Raw genomic sequence first — 16,116 nt, forward strand, 5'->3', positions numbered from 1 at the left:
GCCATCGCCGCCGCCCCTCACCCCGCCCCTCTCCCCAAGGGGAGAGGGTGTGAAGCGATCGGCCACTGGGCCGATGGCATTCAGAACGGCGAGTTCGGGTGGTAGAAGTCCTTGGCGTTGTCCTTGGTGATGAGCACCGAAGGAATGATCGTCGTCGCCGGCAGCTTCTCGCCCTTCAGGCGCGCTTCGGCCGTGAGCTTGATCGCGTCGTAGATGAACTTGGGCGAGTAGCTCACGTCGGCGCCGATGCGCTTGTCCTTGCCGTCCATGATGGTCTTGACCATGTCCTTGGCACCCGCGCCGCCGAACACGATCTTGATGTCGTCGCGCTTGGCCTGCGAGATGGCCTTGAGGACGCCCACGGCCATGTCGTCGTCGGCGGCCCAGATGGCGTCGATGCTCTTGAAGCGCGTGAGGTAGTCCTGCGTGACCTTGAAGGCGTCGTCGCGGTTCCAGTTGGCGTACTTGGCGTCCAGCAGCTTGATGTCGGGGCTGCCCTTGAGAACGGCATTGAAGGCGTCCATGCGTTCGTTGTCGAGCGTGGTCGCAATGCCGCGCAGCGCCACCACGTTGCCCTTGCCGCCGAGCTGCTTCACGATGTACTCGGCCGGGATCTTGCCGAAGGCGGTGTTGTCGCCGGCCACGTACGCGTCCTGCGCGCTGGTGTCGGTCAGGCCGCGGTCGACCACGGTCACGTAGGCGCCCTTGGCCTTGACCTGTGCCACGGGCTTGGTCAGCGCGGCCGACTCGAACGGGAACACGACCAGCGCGTTGATCTTGGTGACGGTCGACAGGTCCTGCAGCTGGTTGGCCTGCTCGGGCGCATTGGCCGCGGTCTTGATCGTGATCTTCAGGTCCTTGTGTTCCTTCTCGAGGTCCTTCTTCGCCTGGTTGGCCCAGTAGTTGATGCCGCCCATGAAGCTGTGCGTGGCCGCGGGAATCGAAACGCCGAGGTTGACCTTTTCCGCGGCAAGCGCGGGCAGGCTGGCGAACGCTGCGGCGGCCACGGCCGTGAGTGCGAGGCGTCTGGTGAAAGTCGTCATGCTGGGTGTCTCCTTGTGGTTGATGGAACGGGAACGAACGAAAAGACCTAGCGGCGCCCTCGCTGCAGGAACGCCACGATGATGATCACGAAGCCCTGCACCGCGGCGTTGAGGTACACGCTGATGATGCTGGTGAGGTTCAGGATGTTGCTGATGACCGAGAGCAGGATCGCGCCCACCACGGTGCCCGTGATGCTGCCCGCGCCGCCCTTGAGCGCGGTGCCGCCGACGATCACCGCCGCAATGGCCTCGAGCTCCCACAGCAGGCCGGTGGTCGGCGAGGCCGAGCCCAGGCGCGGCACGTACAGCAGCGTGGCAATGCCCACGCACACGCCCAGCAGCACGTAGGTCATGATCTTCACGCGGTCGACGTCCACCGCCGCGTAGCGCGCCACCTGCTCGTTGGAACCGATGGCCTGCACGTAGCGCCCGTACGCCGTGCGGTTCAGGATGACGCCGCCGATGACCGCGACGATCACGAACACCCACACCGGCACCGGAATGCCCGCCAGGCTCGCGTAGTACACGGGCGCGTAGAGGTCCGACAGCTCGTTGTCGAGCGTGAGCGCACCGCCGTCGGCAAAGTAGGTGAGGTAGGCGCGGAAGATGCCCAGCGTGCCCAGCGTCACGATGAAGGGCTCGATGCGGCCCTTGGTGATGAGCAGGCCGTGCGCCAGCCCGAACACCGCGCCGAGCACCACCGCGAGCACCGCGCCCATCACCACCGCCAACATGGGCGAGCCCGAGGCGGGCCCGGCCCAGTTGATGAACATGATCACGCTGCCCGCGATGAGCGCGGCCATGGAGCCCACCGACAGGTCGATGCCGCCCGAGATGATCACGAAGCACATGCCCACCGCGATGATGCCGATGAAGGCCGTGCGCGTGAGCACGTTCATGGCGTTGTCCAGCGTGGCGAAGTCGCTGTTCAGCAGGGTGCCGGCAATGCACAGCAGCACGAGGCCGATGACCGGGCCGAGCCCGTGCAGGCGCTCCGTCCAGCGCGGCCTGGCCTCGCTGCGGTGCTGCTGCTGCGCGGCCTCAAGCGATGGCGGGGGAGTTTGCGGTTCCGGTGGCATGAGCGATGAGCTCCTCTTCAGTCAGATGGTCCGCGTCGAGCGTGGCAACGAGCCGGCCCGCGCGCATCACCGCGACGCGGTGGCACAGGCCGATCAGTTCCATCAGCTCCGACGAGACGACGATCACCGCGAGCCCTTCGCGGGCGAGTCGCTGGATCAGGAAATAGATGTCGCGCTTGGCGCCCACGTCGACACCGCGCGTGGGCTCGTCGAGCACCACCACCTTGGGCCGCGGCTGCAGCACCTTGGCGAGCGCGAGCTTCTGCTGGTTGCCGCCCGACAGCGAAGACGCCTTGACGTCGAGCGAGCCGGTGCGAATGCCGTAGTCCTTCACCGCCTCGGCCAGCGCGCCGCGTTCGGCCTCGGGCTTGAGCCAGGGCTGCGCATAGCGCTCCAGCGCCATCAGCGTGAGGTTCTGGCGCAGGCCGAAGCTCACGTGCAGGCCCTTGCCCTTGCGGTCTTCGCTGAGGTACGTGAGGCCGTGCTTGGCGGCGTCGCGCGGGTTGCGCCAGCCCCTGTTGCCGGGCACGGGCTTGCCGAGCATCTCGACGCTGCCGCTCGCCGGGCGCAGGCCGAGCAGGCCTTCGAAGAGTTCGGTGCGGCCCGCGCCGACCAGGCCCGCGAAGCCGAGGATCTCGCCGGGGCGCACCTCGAAGCCCGCGTCCTGCGCCCAGCCGGGCACGGTGAAATTGCGCACACGCATCGCGGGCGCGTCGGCCGCCACCACGGCGTCGCGCGGCGGGTACAGGTCGGCCAGCTCGCGGCCCACCATGAGGTTGGCCATCTGCTGGCGCGTGACGTCGGCCGTGGGCGAACGCGCCACGAAGCGGCCGTCGCGCATGACGATGACCTCGTCGGTCACCTGCTCCACCTCGTCGAGCTTGTGCGAGATGTAGACGATGGTCACGCCGTCGGCGCGCAGCTGTGCGATCAGCTTGAACAGGCGCACGGTCTCGCCGGGCGTGAGCGTGGCGGTGGGCTCGTCCATGATGAGCAGGCGCGCGCGGCGGGCGATGGCCTTGGCGATTTCGACGAGCTGCTTCTCCGCGACGATGAGGCGGCGCACCTTGGTGCGCGGGTCGATGTGCAGGCCGACGGCGGCGAGCGCATCGGCCGCGGAATGCGCCATCGAGGCGTCGTCGAGCAGCCAGCCCTTCTTCTTTTCATGGCCCAGGAAGATGTTCTGCGCCACGCTCAGGTCTTCGGCGAGGTTGAACTCCTGGTGGATCAGCACGATGCCCAATGCCTCGGCGTCGCGCGAGCTCGCGAACTGCGGCGGCTGGCCGTTGATGCGCAGCGTGCCGCCGGTGAGCGACTCGTAGCCCGCGAGGATCTTCATCAGCGTGGACTTGCCCGCGCCGTTCTCGCCGAGCAGGCCGTACACGCGGCCGGGCGCGAGCGCGAAGCTCACGCCGTGCAGCACCTGCACGGGGCCGAAGGCCTTCACCACGCCGTCGAACTCGACGGCCACGCTGCCCTTTGTTTCTGCGTTCATGGCGCCACTCCGCGGACCTTCAGGGTCTCGTGCATCGCGAGCACGCCGGCGCCGACCAGGCCGCCCTGCATGCCCAGCGGCGTGTACTGGATCTCCAGGTGCCGCGTGGACAGCGCCAGCGAGCGCTGGTACACGCTCTGGCGCACGGCGGCGAGAAACAGCGGGCCGATGCGCGTGATGCCGCCGCCGATGAACACGTGCGACGGATTGAAGAAATTGACCACCGACGCGAGCATCTGCCCGATCAGGCTGCCCGCGCGCTGGATGATGTCGTTGGCCGCGGTGTCGCCGCCGCGGCTGGCCTGGCCCACGTCGATGGCGTCGATGCGGCCGTGCACGCGCAGGCACTCGGCCAGCGCCGCGCTTTCGCCGGCCTCGGCGGCCTGGATGGCCATGCGCGTGATGGCGGGGCCGGCGGCCATGGCCTCGACGCAGCCGAGGTTGCCGCAATGGCAGCGCGGGCCTTCCTGGTCGACGCAGATGTGGCCCACGTCGCCGGCCGAGCCGGCCGCGCCGCGGTACACCTCGCCGTGGCAGACGATGCCGCAGCCGATGCCGGTGCCGATCTTGATGACGAGGAAGTTGGTCAGCGAGCGCTTGAGGCGCCAGAGCTCGCCGAGCGCCATGAGGTTCACGTCGTTGTCGACGAACACCGGCGCGCTGTAGTCCTCGCGCAGGTAGTCGCGGATCGAGAAGCTGTCCCAGGCCGGCATGAGCGGCGGGTTCACGAGCTGGCCGATCTCGAAGTTCACCGGGCCGGGCACGCCGATGCCGATGCCGAGCACGTCCTTGGCGACGGCACCGCAACGGGCCAGCAGCTCGCGCATGAGGGTGCGCACGCGCGCCAGCACCACGGCCGGGCCTTGGCGCACGTCGGCGGGTTCGTCGTGCAGGGCGAGCACGGTGAGGTCGGGGCGCAGCACGGCCACGTCGAGGCTGGTGGCGCCGATGTCGATGCCCACCAGCACGCCGAGGCCGGCGTGGAGCTGGAGGTTCTCGGCGCGGCGCCCGCCGGAGGAGCGTTGCAGGCCGGCTTCGGACAGCAGGCCCTGCTCGACCAGGCCCGCGATCAGGCCATTGGCCTTGCTCTTGGAGAAGCCGAGCTGCTCGGCCATGGCGTGGCGTGAGCCGCCGGCCGACCAGAAGGTCGTTTCCAGCAGCCGCATTTCATCGGCGGTGATGCCACTCCAGCGTGCCACGCGTCTTGTCTCCGGTGTTCTTGTCTTCGCCGCCCTTGGGTCCGGGCGAAGGCGAATACTAGGCGGAGGTCTTCAGCCAGACAAGGCTGAACTTCGACCAAATTCAGATCGAAGTCGAACGAAAACTCATGCGTTCCAGACGCAAAAAAGCCGCCCGAGGGCGGCTTCTTGTCAGGGCAATCGGAAGACCGATTACTTCTTCTGGCGGTACTTGCGCAGCGCCGCGATCTGGGCGGCCATCACGGCCAGCTCCGATTGCGCCATCGCGATGTCGATGTCGCTCTTCGCGTTCTTCAGCGCTTCTTCCGCGGCGGCCTTGGCCTGGTTGGCCTTCTCGTCGTCGAGGTCCTTGCCGCGGATCGCGGTGTCGGACAGCACGGTGACGGCGTTGGGCTGCACTTCGAGAATGCCGCCTGCCACGAAGACGAATTCTTCCTTGCCGTCGGCCGTTTCGATGCGCACCGCGCCGGGGCGGATGCGCGTTATCAGCGGCGTGTGGCGCGGATAGATGCCGAGCTCACCGGCTTCACCGGGCAGCGCGACGAACCTGGCTTCGCCCGAGAAGATCGACTCTTCCGCGCTGACCACGTCGACGTGAATGGTGTTTGCCATCTGAGTTCCTCTGTCGCCTTAGGCGATTTTCTTGGCTTTTTCGAACGCTTCGTCGATGCCGCCCACCATGTAGAACGCTTGTTCCGGCAGGTGGTCGGCTTCGCCGTTCACGATCATCTTGAAACCACGGATGGTTTCGGCCAGCGGCACGTACTTGCCAGGCGCGCCAGTGAACACTTCGGCCACGTGGAACGGCTGCGACAGGAAGCGCTGGATCTTGCGGGCGCGGGCCACGGCGAGCTTGTCGTCGGGAGCCAGTTCGTCCATGCCCAGAATCGCGATGATGTCGCGCAGTTCCTTGTAGCGCTGCAGCGTGCCTTGCACGGCGCGGGCCACGTTGTAGTGCTCTTCGCCGACCACGTTCGGGTCGAGCTGGCGCGAGGTCGAGTCCAGCGGGTCCACGGCGGGGTAGATGCCCAGCGAGGCGATGTCACGCGACAGCACCACGGTCGAGTCCAAGTGGGCGAAGGTGGTGGCGGGCGACGGGTCGGTCAAGTCATCCGCAGGGACGTACACGGCCTGGATCGAGGTGATCGAGCCGACCTTGGTCGACGTGATGCGCTCTTGCAGACGGCCCATTTCCTCGGCCAGCGTCGGCTGGTAGCCCACGGCGGAAGGCATGCGGCCCAGCAGTGCCGACACTTCGGTACCGGCCAGCGTGTAGCGGTAGATGTTGTCCACGAAGAACAGAACGTCACGGCCTTCGTCGCGGAACGACTCGGCGATGGTCAGGCCGGTCAGCGCCACGCGCAGACGGTTGCCCGGGGGTTCGTTCATCTGGCCGTAGACCATGGCCACCTTCGAGTCTTCGAGCTTCTCGAGGTTCACGACGCCGGAGTCGGCCATCTCGTGATAGAAGTCGTTGCCTTCGCGGGTACGTTCACCCACACCGGCGAACACCGACAGACCCGAGTGAGCCTTGGCGATGTTGTTGATGAGCTCCATCATGTTCACGGTCTTGCCCACGCCGGCGCCGCCGAACAGGCCCACCTTGCCGCCCTTGGCGAACGGGCACACCAGGTCGATCACCTTGATGCCGGTTTCCAGCAGGTCTTGCGAAGGCGACAGTTCGTCGTACGCTGGGGCCTTGCGGTGGATCGAAGCCGTGAGTTCCTGGCTGACCGGACCGCGTTCGTCGATGGGCGAGCCGAGCACGTCCATGATGCGGCCGAGGGTGGCCTTGCCGACCGGCACGGTGATAGATGCACCGGTGTTGGTGACGATGATGCCGCGGCGCAGGCCGTCGGACGAGCCGAGTGCAATCGTGCGCACCACGCCGTCGCCGAGCTGCTGCTGGACTTCGAGGGTCAGCGCGCTGCCTTCGAACTTCAGTGCGTCGTAAATCTTCGGCATCTGGTCACGCGGGAACTCCACGTCGACCACGGCGCCGATACATTGGACAATTTTTCCTTCAGCCATGACGTTTCCTTCTGGATGGATCTCTAAATAATTGCGACAGGTTCTTGCAGAAGCGTCCTGGTGCCAGTACGGGCCGCTTTTGCAAGAATGCCGGACAGGCCGGCACCCTTGAATGGTTCAGATCAGCACTTCATGGCCGTGGCTTGCGCGGCGAAGGCGTCCGAGGCAGCCTTGCAGGCTTGACCCAGCGCAGCCTTGTCGGCACCCATCGAAGCCCAGGTGGCCTTCGTCTGATCGAGACTCGACTTCATTGCATCGGCGGCAGCACCGCTTTGCGCAGAAACGCATGCCTGCACCTTGGCCAGGTAGTCGTTGCACTCTTGCGGCAGGTCGGCGGCCGAGGCCGTCGGGGCTGCTGCAGGTGCCGCCGGTGCTGCTGCGGGTTCCGGTGCTGCGGGAGCAGGCGCCGGCGCGGGTGCAGCGGCGGGAGCCGGTGCGGGCGCGGGAGCATCTTCCTTCTTCGAGCAGGCGGTCAGCGCGGCAGCGATGGCCACCAGAGCAAGAATCTTCTTCATTTTTTGCGAGTCCCCTAAAAATAGGCCTTGTATTACCAGGCGCGCAGAGCGCGCCCGGTCAGCAATGCGGCCCGTTGCACTGCCTTGATCACACGCCTGCAGCAGCGGCCGCGCCGGACACGATTTCGGACAGTTCCTTCGTGATGCCAGCCTGACGGGTCTTGTTGTAGACCAGCTTCAGTTCGCTGATCACATTGCCCGCGTTGTCGGTCGCAGCCTTCATGGCCACCATGCGCGCCGAATGCTCGGACGCCATGTTCTCGGCCACGGCCTGGTACACCAGCGATTCCACGTAGCGCACCAGCAGTTCGTCGATCACGCTCTGGGCATCGGGTTCGTAGATGTAGTCCCACGAATGATGTCCCGGATCGGCCTGCAGCGTTTCGGCCTTCAGCGGCAGCAACTGCTCCACCATCGGCTCTTGCTTGATGGTGTTGATGAACTTCGTGTAGCACAGGTACACCGCCGACAGCTTGCCTTCGGCGTAGGCGTCCAGCAGCGTCTTGACGGGCCCGATGAGCTTGTCGAGATGCGGCGTGTCGCCCAGCTGCGTCACATGGGCCACCACGCGGGCGCCAATGCGATTCAGGAAGCCCAGGCCCTTGCTGCCGATGGCCACCGACTCGACCACGTTGCCCGCCGCCTGCGCTTCGCGCAGCTTGCCGGTGACGGCACGCAGCAGGTTGGTGTTCAAGCCGCCGCACAGGCCCTTGTCGCTGGTCACGATGATGAAACCGACGCCCTTGGCCTCGGTTGTCTTCATGAACGCGTGGGTGTACTCCGGGTTCGCCTTGCCAAGGTTGGCCGCGATGTTGCGGATCTTTTCGCTGTAGGGGCGCGCGGCGCGCATGCGTTCCTGCGCCTTGCGCATCTTGGAAACCGAGACCATTTCCATGGCCTTGGTGATCTTCTTGGTGTTCTCCACCGATTTGATCTTGCCGCGGATTTCCTTACCAGCTGCCATGAGAGTTCCTTCTTGCGTCGATCAGGCGAACGACTTCTTGAACGAAGTGGCGGCCGCCATCAGCTCGGCTTCGGCGTCCTGGCAGACCTTCTTGAAGGCCTTCTTCTCTTCGCTGTCATCGGCCTTGGCGGGCTTGGGATCCCACTTGGCACCGTTCTTTTCCATCGTGGCCAGCAGCGGTGCGTGGCTCGACTTGAGGAACTGATGGAAGCCGTGTTCGAACGCAAGCACCTTCTTGACGTCGATGTCGTCCATGAAGCCCTTGTTCACCGCGAACAGCGTGGCGCTCATCAACGAGATGGGCAGCGGGCTGTACTGGTTCTGCTTGAGCAATTCGGTCACGCGGGCGCCGCGGTCGAGCTGCTTGCGGGTGCTTTCGTCGAGGTCCGAAGCGAACTGGGCAAAGGCCGCGAGTTCGCGGTACTGCGCCAGGTCGGTACGGATACCGCCGGACTGGTTCTTCACCAGGTTGGTCTGAGCCGACGAGCCCACGCGCGACACCGAGATACCGGCGTTGATGGCGGGACGGATGCCGGCGTTGAACAGATTGGTTTCCAGGAAGATCTGGCCGTCGGTGATCGAGATCACGTTGGTCGGAACGAACGCGGAAACGTCGCCGGCTTGCGTTTCGATGATCGGCAGTGCGGTCAGCGAACCGGTCTTGCCCTTGACTTCACCCTTGGTGAAGGCTTCGACGTAGTCGGCATTCACGCGGGCTGCGCGCTCGAGCAGGCGGCTGTGGAGATAGAACACGTCGCCGGGGTAGGCTTCGCGGCCTGGCGGGCGGCGCAGCAGCAGCGAGACCTGGCGGTAGGCCACGGCTTGCTTGGACAGGTCGTCATAGACGATCAGGGCGTCCTGGCCGCGGTCGCGGAAGTATTCGCCCATCGTGCAGCCCGAATAGGCCGACACGTATTGCATGGCCGCCGATTCGGAGGCCGATGCCGCCACCACGATGGTGTAGTCCATCGCGCCGGCTTGTTCGAGTGCGCGCACCACGTTCTTGATCGACGAAGCCTTCTGGCCGATCGCAACGTAGACGCAGGTCATGTTCTGACCCTTCTGGTTGATGATCGCGTCGATGGCCACGGCGGTCTTGCCGGTCTGGCGGTCACCGATGATCAGCTCGCGCTGGCCGCGGCCGATCGGCACCATCGAGTCGACGGACTTCAGGCCCGTTTGCATCGGCTGGTCGACGGACTTGCGGGCGATCACGCCCGGTGCGACCTTTTCGATCACGTCGGTCATCTTGGCGTTGATGGGACCCTTGCCGTCGATCGGCTGGCCCAGTGCGTTCACCACGCGGCCGATGAGCTCGGGGCCCACCGGCACTTCCAGAATGCGGCCCGTGCACTTCACGGTGTCGCCTTCGGAGATGTGTTCGTATTCGCCCAGAATCACGGCGCCGACGGAGTCGCGCTCGAGATTCAGTGCGAGGCCGAAGGACGGCGTGCCGTCCGCGCTCGGCGGGAATTCAAGCATTTCGCCTTGCATCGCGTCCGACAGGCCGTGCACGCGCACGATGCCGTCGGTCACCGACACCACGGTGCCTTCGTTGCGGATGTTGGCGCTGACCCCGAGGCCCTCGATGCGGCTCTTGATCAGTTCGGAAATTTCTGCGGGATTGAGTTGCATGACTCTTTCCTTCTTTCTTTGTAAGGCGATGGAGACCGTCAGGCCGCCAGCGCAACTTTCATTTGTTCAAGGCGCGCTTTGACGGAGGTGTCGAGCACCTCGTCGCCGACCACCACACGAATGCCGCCGATCAGTTCCGGCTCTTGCTGAACCGTGACCTGGAGCTTGCGACCGAAGCGCTTTTCGAGCGCGGCCGACACACCGGCCAGGGCCGCGGCGTCGATCGGGAAGGCGCTGTAGACAACGGCGTCGGACGAGCCGCTCTTCGCGTTGGCCAGTGTCCGGAACTGCTTCGCAATTTCCGGCAGCACCGAAAAACGCCCGTTCTCTAGGAGCGCGGCCAGGAAGTTCTGGGCAGCAGCGGTCAGCGGCGCACCGAATGCACCGGCAACCACGCCAACCACCTGTTCGGCCGTGGCCTTCGGGTTGTCGGCGAACTGCTGGAGCTCGGGATTGGCCGCGATGACGGCCATCTTTTCGAGCCATGCGCTGGTGCCGGCGACGTCGGACGACGACGCCTTGAAGAGCGCCTCGGCGTAGGGGCGTGCAATGGTGGCGAGTTCTGCCATGGCTTCTATCAGAGTTCGGTCTGCAGACGGGCGAGCAAATCGGCGTGAACGCCCGCATTCACTTCCTTGCGCAGAATCTGCTCTGCGCCCTTGACGGCCAGCGCGGCGACCTGCTCACGCAGGGCTTCGCGGGCCTTCACGGCCTGCTGGTCGGCTTCGACGCGGGCGGCTGCAACGATCTTGTTGCCTTCCTCGGTCGCGCGGGCCTTGGCCTCTTCAACGATGGCCTGGGCGCGACGTTCGGCGTCAGCAAGACGTTGTGCGGACTCGTTGCGTGCCTGGCCCAGTTCGGCTTCCACGCGCTTGTTGGCGGCGCTCAGCTCGGACTTTGCCTTGTCGGCGGCAGCGAGGCCTTCGGCGATCTTCGCAGCGCGGTCGTCCAGCGCTTTCGCGATCGGCGGCCACACGTACTTCATCGTGAACCCGACCAGGATCAGGAACACGATCATCTGAACGATCAGGGTACCGGTAATGCTCACTTTTCACCCTCTCTATGGGATTGAATCGAAGCCATTCGCTAGATGTCCTAGAGAACGACGACGCAGGTCCGACGAGAAAGACTTACTTCGGCAGGTTGGCGATCTGAGCCAGGAACGGGTTGGCCGTTGCGAACCACAGAGCGATACCGGTGCCGATAATGAAAGCAGCGTCGATCAGACCGGCCAGCAGGAACATCTTGGTTTGAAGTTCACCCATGAGTTCAGGCTGACGTGCGGCCGACTCGAGGTACTTGCTGCCCATGATGCCGATGCCGATACATGCGCCAACAGCGCCCAGACCGATGATCAGGCCGGCGGCCAGTGCAACAAAGCTAATAACTTCCATGATGACTCCTAGAGGACTTTGGTTGAAGAGAAAACAAAAAACAGAAACGAAAACCGATGATCAGTGGTGATCGTGGGCCTGGCCGATGTAGACCAGCGTCAGCATCATGAACACGAAGGCTTGCAACGTGATGATCAGGATGTGGAAGATGGCCCAGGCCGTGCCCGCGATGATGTGGCCGATGGCCAGGCTGATGCCGGTGGCCGACATGGACCAGGCACCGCCCATCAAGGCGATCAGCAGGAAGATCAGTTCACCGGCGTACATGTTGCCGAACAACCGCATGCCGTGAGAGACCGTCTTGGCGACGAACTCGATCATCTGCATGGCGAAGTTGAAGGGGTACAGCGCCCAATGGTTGCCGAAGGGTGCGGTGAACAGCTCGTGGATCCAGCCGCCAGCGCCCTTGATCTTGATGTTGTAGTAGATGCAGATCAGCAGCACCGCCACCGACATGCCCATGGTCACCGAGAGGTCGGCGGTGGGCACGACACGCAGGTAGGCGTGGTGCGGGTCTTCACCGGCAATGCCGAAGATCTTGGCCCAGATGGCCGGGAACAAATCGACGGGGAACAAGTCCATTGCATTGAGCAGGAAGATCCACACGAAGATCGTGAGCGCCAGCGGAGCAACGAACTTGCGGCTCGTGGCGTTGTGGACGATGCCCTTGGCCTGCTGGTCGACCATTTCGACGAGCAGTTCGACAGCCGCTTGAAAACGGCCGGGAACGCCCGAAGTAGCCTTGCGGGCAGCAAGCCACAGCAGCCAGCAGCCGATGACACCGAGCAAGATCGAAAAGAACAGCGAGTCGAAATTGAAAACAGTCAGGTCCGCAACACCCCCAGGCTTGGAGCTTTGCAGGTGCGTCAAGTGGTGAACGATGTATTCACCCGCGGTCTGACCATGTTCCGCAGCGTTTTCAGCAGCCATTCCGTTACTCGTCTCTCTGTTTCCGGCGCCGGGGCGAGAACATCACCGCCAACCAGGCCGCCTTCATTGTCACCACCAGGCCGACCAGCATTGCTGGCCAGCTCAGCGCCGTTACGAGCCTTGGCGCAGCGATCAGCATCGCCACCGACAAGGCCATCTTGACCATTTCCCACAGGAAGAATCCGAACACCGCAGTGCCAGGATTCAAGGAAGAAAATCGACCGGTCAGCCCACGTGCGAAGACCGCCGATGGAACAACCACCGCGATCGCACCGTAAGCGGCGGACCAACCCAGATTTTGCCTCCCCGTCAGTCCCCAGGCGGCCAAAGCCACCACCAGACCGACAACCAACTGACCCGCGACCACCCGCCATGGGGAGACCGAAGGGTTCTTTGCTCGCAGTTCACGCGCCTGTTCGGCGGTCAACGGCTTGAATTCTGCATCGAGGTCTTCAGCGACCTCCGAGTCTTGACGGGCGATTGTTTTCATTTCGAATGAAGCCCGGATGACGACCCAGAATTTCTACAAAGCCATTGATTATAAGTAAAAACCCAACCCATCCGGCCACCCTGAGTGGCCCGCATGCAAATCGGCACCGCATTCCCTGACGCGAGCCCGACGATGCCTGCACAACCATAATTCTCGGCATGCACCCTATCACCGACGCCCTGCCTGCCACGCTTTGTTACCTCAACGGCGAATTCACCGCCCTGCGCGACGCCAAGATCAGCGTGCTCGACCGTGGCTTCATCTTCGGCGACGGCATCTACGAATACGTCCCCGTCTACTTCGGCCAGCCCTTCTGCTTCGAGGAGCACATGGCCCGCCTCGACCGCTCTCTCGCCGAGCTGCAGATCGACAACCCGCACACGCTCGCGCAGTGGCGCGATATTGTCATGCACCTCGTCGCACCCGGCGGCGAAGCCCCGCAATCCGTGTACTTTCAGGTCACACGCGGCGTGGCCCCGCGCGACCACGCGATGGTGCGCGGCCTGGTGCCGACGGTGTTCGTCATGGTGAACCCGCTGCCTCCGATCTCCGACGCCGTTCGCGCCAAGGGCGTGGCCTGCGTCACCGCGGACGACTTCCGCTGGCAGAAGGCGCACATCAAGAGCACCAGTCTGCTGGGCGCGGTGCTTGCGCGGCAGATCAGCGTGGAGGCCGGCGCCACCGAGACCATCATGTTCCGCGGCGAATGGCTCAGCGAGGCCTCGTCGAGCAACGTGTGGGTCGTGAAGAACGGCAAGCTGATGGGCCCGCCCAAGGACAACCTCGTGCTCACCGGCATCCGCTACGGCCTCTTCGAGCGCCTGTGCGAGGAACAGGGCATTGCGTACGAGCTGCGCCGCATCACGCGCGACGAAGTGTTCGCCGCCGACGAGCTGCTGATCTCCTCGGCCAGCAAGGAGCTGCTGCCCGTCGTCACCCTCGACGGCCAGGCTATTGGCAATGGCCGTCCCGGCCCCATCTACGACAGCTTGTACAAGGCCTACCAACAGGCCAAGGTACGCAACGCACAGAAGCACGGAGCCCCGGCATGACCGACAACACGACCCCCATCGAGAACACCGCGACCACCGCGGCAACTGCAGCGACTGCAGCACCGGCGGCAACCGAGACCACGCCGGTCCCCGATCCCCGCAAGGAATCGCTGATCGAGTACCCCTCGCAGTTCCCCATCAAGGTGATGGGCGCGAAGGTCGACGGCATCGTGCACGCGATCACGCAGATCGCCGAGCAGTTCGACCCGGCCTTCGACGCCACCACCGTCGAGCTGCGCGAAAGCAAGGCCGGCAACTACCTGGGCGTGACCATCACCGTGACGGCCACCAGCCGCGAGCAACTCGACGACCTGTACCGCGCACTGTCCGCGCACCCGATGGTCAAGGTCGTGCTTTGACCCTGCGCTGGCGCTTCGTGGCGGCGGCACTGTGTGCAAGCGGCCTCGTGGCCGCCTGCACCACGGCGCCCAACCCGTACTACGACGCCAGCCGCAAGCACCACCGGCCCGACGGCTTCCAGGACAACTACATCGCGTTCAAGCCGAAGAACTTCTTCACCGATGTCCTGCTGGGCTGGCAGTTGCCCTCGTGGTTCAAGGGCCTGCCGCCCGCGCCCGAGGCGGCGCCGCCGGTGGTCCCGCCCGATCTCGCATTCCTGCAGGCCAACACCGGCGCAGCCACGCAGCCCGCCGCCACCTTCATCGGCCACGCCACCGTGCTCGTGCAGGTGCCCACCGCCGGCGGCGGCCTCAACGTGCTGACCGACCCGGTGTTCGGCGATCGCGCCTCCCCGTTCTCGTTCGCCGGCCCGAAGCGTTTCCAGCCGCCGGGCGTCGCGCTGAAAGACCTGCCGCACATCGACCTGGTGCTGATCAGCCACAACCACTACGACCACCTCGACGAAGGCAGCGTGAAGGCGCTGAACGCGCAGGCCGGTGGGCCGCCGCTCTTCGTGGTGCCGCTGGGCATCGCGCCGTGGCTGGCGGAGCGCGGCATCGCCAACGCGGTCGAGCTCGACTGGTGGGACAGCATCACGCTGCCGGCCGCCGAGGGCTCGCTGCAGGCGAGGCAGGCCCGCATCCAGCGCGACGGCGCGGGCATTGCCACCGACACACCCGGCACGCCCGGTACGCCCGGTACGCCCGACGCGGTACAGGTGTTCCTCGTGCCCGCCCAGCACTGGAGCGCACGCGGCCTCGGCGACAAGATGCAGACGCTGTGGGGCGGCTTCGCGCTGCTTTCGCCGAAGATGCACCTCTTCTATTCCGGCGACACCGGCTATTCGAAGGACTTCGCCGACATCCAGGCCCGTCTCGCGCCGCGCCAGGGCAGCGCCCAGGGCGGCGGCTTCGACCTCGCCCTGCTGCCCGTGGGCGCCTACGAGCCGCGCTGGTTCATGACCGACCAGCACGTCAACCCCGACGAAAGCGTGCGCATCCACCGCGAACTGCACGCCAAGCGCAGCCTGGGCGTGCACTGGGCCACCTTCTCGCTCACCGACGAGGCGCTCGACCAGCCGCCCAAGGACCTGGCCACGGCCCGCAAGGCCCAGGGCGTGGCCGACGACGCCTTCTTCACGCTCGCCATCGGCGAGACCCGCAAGCTGCCCGCGCGGCAGGCCACGCCATGACCGACACCACCACCGCCGCTCCCGCCATCGAACTGCACCCGCTGGGCCGCGTCGACTACGCCGCCACCTTCGCGGCCATGAAGAAATTCACCCTGGAACGCACGCCCGATACGGCCGATGCGCTATGGATTTGCGAGCACGCGCCGGTCTTCACCCAGGGCATCGCGGGCCAGCAGGACCACATCCTGAACCCCGGCGACATCCCCGTCGTGCAGACCGACCGCGGCGGCCAGGTCACCTTCCATGGCCCCGGCCAGGTGGTGGCCTACCCGCTGATCGACCTGCGGCGTGCGGGCTATTTCGTCAAGGAATACGTCTACCGCATCGAGGAATCGGTGCTGCGCACCCTTGCCCATTTCGGCGTGACCGGCCACCGCGTGCCCGGCGCGCCGGGCATCTACGTGCGCCTGGACGACCCGTTTTCGCACGCGGCCCTGACCGGCCCGCAGCCCGCCGGCGACCCCTTCCGCGGCCTCGGCAAGATCGCCGCGCTGGGCATCAAGGTGAGCCGCCATGCCACCTACCACGGCGTGGCGCTGAACGTCGGCATGGACCTCGAACCCTTCTCGCGCATCAACCCTTGCGGCTATGCGGGGCTGCAAACGGTCGACCTTTCTACAATCGGCATCCAAACCACATGGGAAGAAGCCGCCACGGTGCTGAGCCAGAAGCTCACCACCTTCCTGGCGCCTTGAACT

Annotated in this window: 18 protein-coding genes; 4 read left to right on the top strand and 14 right to left on the bottom strand. The window is 65.3% G+C overall.

Translation table 11 applies throughout. The features are described from left to right. Positions 1 to 80: 80 nt before the first annotated feature. From BM004_RS29665 to BM004_RS29730, 14 genes are all read right to left on the bottom strand, one after another. The gene (locus BM004_RS29665) at positions 81 to 1,043 is read right to left on the bottom strand and encodes a substrate-binding domain-containing protein (RefSeq protein ID WP_093132658.1); all 963 of its coding nucleotides are present in this window, start codon (positions 1,041 to 1,043) and stop codon (positions 81 to 83) included. 47 nt (positions 1,044 to 1,090) lie between these two features. After that, positions 1,091 to 2,122, bottom strand: coding sequence for an ABC transporter permease (locus BM004_RS29670; RefSeq protein ID WP_093218804.1), 1,032 nt, complete (start codon positions 2,120 to 2,122; stop codon positions 1,091 to 1,093). Next, positions 2,085 to 3,617, bottom strand: coding sequence for a sugar ABC transporter ATP-binding protein (locus BM004_RS29675; RefSeq protein WP_093218805.1), 1,533 nt, complete (start codon positions 3,615 to 3,617; stop codon positions 2,085 to 2,087). The genes BM004_RS29670 and BM004_RS29675 overlap by 38 nt, the downstream gene beginning before the upstream one ends. Next, positions 3,614 to 4,783 carry an ROK family protein gene (locus tag BM004_RS29680; RefSeq protein WP_093218807.1) on the bottom strand — a complete coding sequence of 390 codons (1,170 nt, stop codon included), beginning with the start codon at positions 4,781 to 4,783 and terminating at the stop codon, positions 3,614 to 3,616. The genes BM004_RS29675 and BM004_RS29680 overlap by 4 nt, the downstream gene beginning before the upstream one ends. Positions 4,784 to 5,008: 225 nt before the next feature. Next, entirely contained in the window at positions 5,009 to 5,428 is a 420-nt protein-coding gene (locus BM004_RS29685; protein WP_093057730.1) for a F0F1 ATP synthase subunit epsilon, read from the bottom strand. Between the two features lie 18 nt (positions 5,429 to 5,446). Beyond that, a complete protein-coding gene (atpD, locus tag BM004_RS29690; RefSeq protein WP_093132650.1) occupies positions 5,447 to 6,847 on the bottom strand; it encodes a F0F1 ATP synthase subunit beta in 1,401 nt (466 codons plus the stop codon). 122 nt (positions 6,848 to 6,969) lie between these two features. Then, a complete protein-coding gene (locus BM004_RS29695) occupies positions 6,970 to 7,362 on the bottom strand; it encodes a hypothetical protein (protein WP_093132648.1) in 393 nt (130 codons plus the stop codon). An 88-nt stretch (positions 7,363 to 7,450) separates the two neighbouring features. Continuing rightward, complete coding sequence (gene atpG, locus BM004_RS29700) at positions 7,451 to 8,326, bottom strand: F0F1 ATP synthase subunit gamma (RefSeq protein ID WP_093132646.1); 876 nt, start codon at positions 8,324 to 8,326, stop codon at positions 7,451 to 7,453. Between the two features lie 21 nt (positions 8,327 to 8,347). Further along, positions 8,348 to 9,961, bottom strand: coding sequence for a F0F1 ATP synthase subunit alpha (gene atpA / locus BM004_RS29705; protein ID WP_093218808.1), 1,614 nt, complete (start codon positions 9,959 to 9,961; stop codon positions 8,348 to 8,350). A 38-nt stretch (positions 9,962 to 9,999) separates the two neighbouring features. Then, entirely contained in the window at positions 10,000 to 10,530 is a 531-nt protein-coding gene (locus tag BM004_RS29710) for a F0F1 ATP synthase subunit delta (RefSeq protein WP_093132642.1), read from the bottom strand. An 8-nt stretch (positions 10,531 to 10,538) separates the two neighbouring features. Next, the gene (locus BM004_RS29715; RefSeq protein ID WP_093132640.1) at positions 10,539 to 11,009 is read right to left on the bottom strand and encodes a F0F1 ATP synthase subunit B; all 471 of its coding nucleotides are present in this window, start codon (positions 11,007 to 11,009) and stop codon (positions 10,539 to 10,541) included. A gap of 82 nt (positions 11,010 to 11,091) precedes the next feature. Further along, positions 11,092 to 11,355, bottom strand: a complete 264-nt coding sequence (gene atpE, locus BM004_RS29720; RefSeq protein ID WP_007830191.1) for a F0F1 ATP synthase subunit C — start codon at positions 11,353 to 11,355, stop codon at positions 11,092 to 11,094. Positions 11,356 to 11,415: 60 nt separating this feature from the next. Beyond that, positions 11,416 to 12,285 (bottom strand): F0F1 ATP synthase subunit A, encoded by an 870-nt coding sequence (gene atpB, locus BM004_RS29725; protein WP_093132638.1) that lies wholly within the window; start codon positions 12,283 to 12,285, stop codon positions 11,416 to 11,418. Positions 12,286 to 12,289: 4 nt separating this feature from the next. Further along, the gene (locus BM004_RS29730; RefSeq protein ID WP_093132636.1) at positions 12,290 to 12,775 is read right to left on the bottom strand and encodes an ATP synthase subunit I; all 486 of its coding nucleotides are present in this window, start codon (positions 12,773 to 12,775) and stop codon (positions 12,290 to 12,292) included. A 158-nt stretch (positions 12,776 to 12,933) separates the two neighbouring features. On the opposite strand from BM004_RS29730, the gene BM004_RS29735 reads away from it, so the two are divergent. Genes BM004_RS29735 through lipB form a run of 4 tightly spaced genes read left to right on the top strand, consistent with a single transcriptional unit; the run spans position 12,934 to position 16,113 of the window. Beyond that, a complete protein-coding gene (locus BM004_RS29735) occupies positions 12,934 to 13,827 on the top strand; it encodes a D-amino acid aminotransferase (RefSeq protein WP_093132634.1) in 894 nt (297 codons plus the stop codon). Then, positions 13,824 to 14,186 carry a YbeD family protein gene (locus tag BM004_RS29740; protein ID WP_256221804.1) on the top strand — a complete coding sequence of 121 codons (363 nt, stop codon included), beginning with the start codon at positions 13,824 to 13,826 and terminating at the stop codon, positions 14,184 to 14,186. Before BM004_RS29735 ends, BM004_RS29740 begins: the two co-directional genes overlap by 4 nt. Then, on the top strand, positions 14,183 to 15,418 hold the full coding sequence (locus tag BM004_RS29745) for an MBL fold metallo-hydrolase (protein ID WP_256220103.1): 1,236 nt from the start codon (positions 14,183 to 14,185) through the stop codon (positions 15,416 to 15,418). Before BM004_RS29740 ends, BM004_RS29745 begins: the two co-directional genes overlap by 4 nt. After that, positions 15,415 to 16,113 (top strand): lipoyl(octanoyl) transferase LipB, encoded by a 699-nt coding sequence (gene lipB / locus BM004_RS29750; protein WP_093218810.1) that lies wholly within the window; start codon positions 15,415 to 15,417, stop codon positions 16,111 to 16,113. Before BM004_RS29745 ends, lipB begins: the two co-directional genes overlap by 4 nt. Positions 16,114 to 16,116 lie beyond the last annotated feature (3 nt).

The sequence above is a fragment of the Variovorax sp. OK212 genome, from assembly GCF_900112425.1.
Classification (GTDB): domain Bacteria; phylum Pseudomonadota; class Gammaproteobacteria; order Burkholderiales; family Burkholderiaceae_C; genus Variovorax.

Coding starts and splice junctions, on each gene's coding strand:
- BM004_RS29665 (WP_093132658.1), bottom strand. CDS start 1,043: ATGACGACTTTCACCAGACGCCTCGCACTCACGGCCGTGGCCGCCGCA.
- BM004_RS29670 (WP_093218804.1), bottom strand. CDS start 2,122: ATGCCACCGGAACCGCAAACTCCCCCGCCATCGCTTGAGGCCGCGCAG.
- BM004_RS29675 (WP_093218805.1), bottom strand. CDS start 3,617: ATGAACGCAGAAACAAAGGGCAGCGTGGCCGTCGAGTTCGACGGCGTG.
- BM004_RS29680 (WP_093218807.1), bottom strand. CDS start 4,783: ATGCGGCTGCTGGAAACGACCTTCTGGTCGGCCGGCGGCTCACGCCAC.
- BM004_RS29685 (WP_093057730.1), bottom strand. CDS start 5,428: ATGGCAAACACCATTCACGTCGACGTGGTCAGCGCGGAAGAGTCGATC.
- atpD (WP_093132650.1), bottom strand. CDS start 6,847: ATGGCTGAAGGAAAAATTGTCCAATGTATCGGCGCCGTGGTCGACGTG.
- BM004_RS29695 (WP_093132648.1), bottom strand. CDS start 7,362: ATGAAGAAGATTCTTGCTCTGGTGGCCATCGCTGCCGCGCTGACCGCC.
- atpG (WP_093132646.1), bottom strand. CDS start 8,326: ATGGCAGCTGGTAAGGAAATCCGCGGCAAGATCAAATCGGTGGAGAAC.
- atpA (WP_093218808.1), bottom strand. CDS start 9,961: ATGCAACTCAATCCCGCAGAAATTTCCGAACTGATCAAGAGCCGCATC.
- BM004_RS29710 (WP_093132642.1), bottom strand. CDS start 10,530: ATGGCAGAACTCGCCACCATTGCACGCCCCTACGCCGAGGCGCTCTTC.
- atpE (WP_007830191.1), bottom strand. CDS start 11,355: ATGGAAGTTATTAGCTTTGTTGCACTGGCCGCCGGCCTGATCATCGGT.
- atpB (WP_093132638.1), bottom strand. CDS start 12,285: ATGGCTGCTGAAAACGCTGCGGAACATGGTCAGACCGCGGGTGAATAC.
- BM004_RS29730 (WP_093132636.1), bottom strand. CDS start 12,775: ATGAAAACAATCGCCCGTCAAGACTCGGAGGTCGCTGAAGACCTCGAT.
- BM004_RS29735 (WP_093132634.1), top strand. CDS start 12,934: ATGCACCCTATCACCGACGCCCTGCCTGCCACGCTTTGTTACCTCAAC.
- BM004_RS29740 (WP_256221804.1), top strand. CDS start 13,824: ATGACCGACAACACGACCCCCATCGAGAACACCGCGACCACCGCGGCA.
- lipB (WP_093218810.1), top strand. CDS start 15,415: ATGACCGACACCACCACCGCCGCTCCCGCCATCGAACTGCACCCGCTG.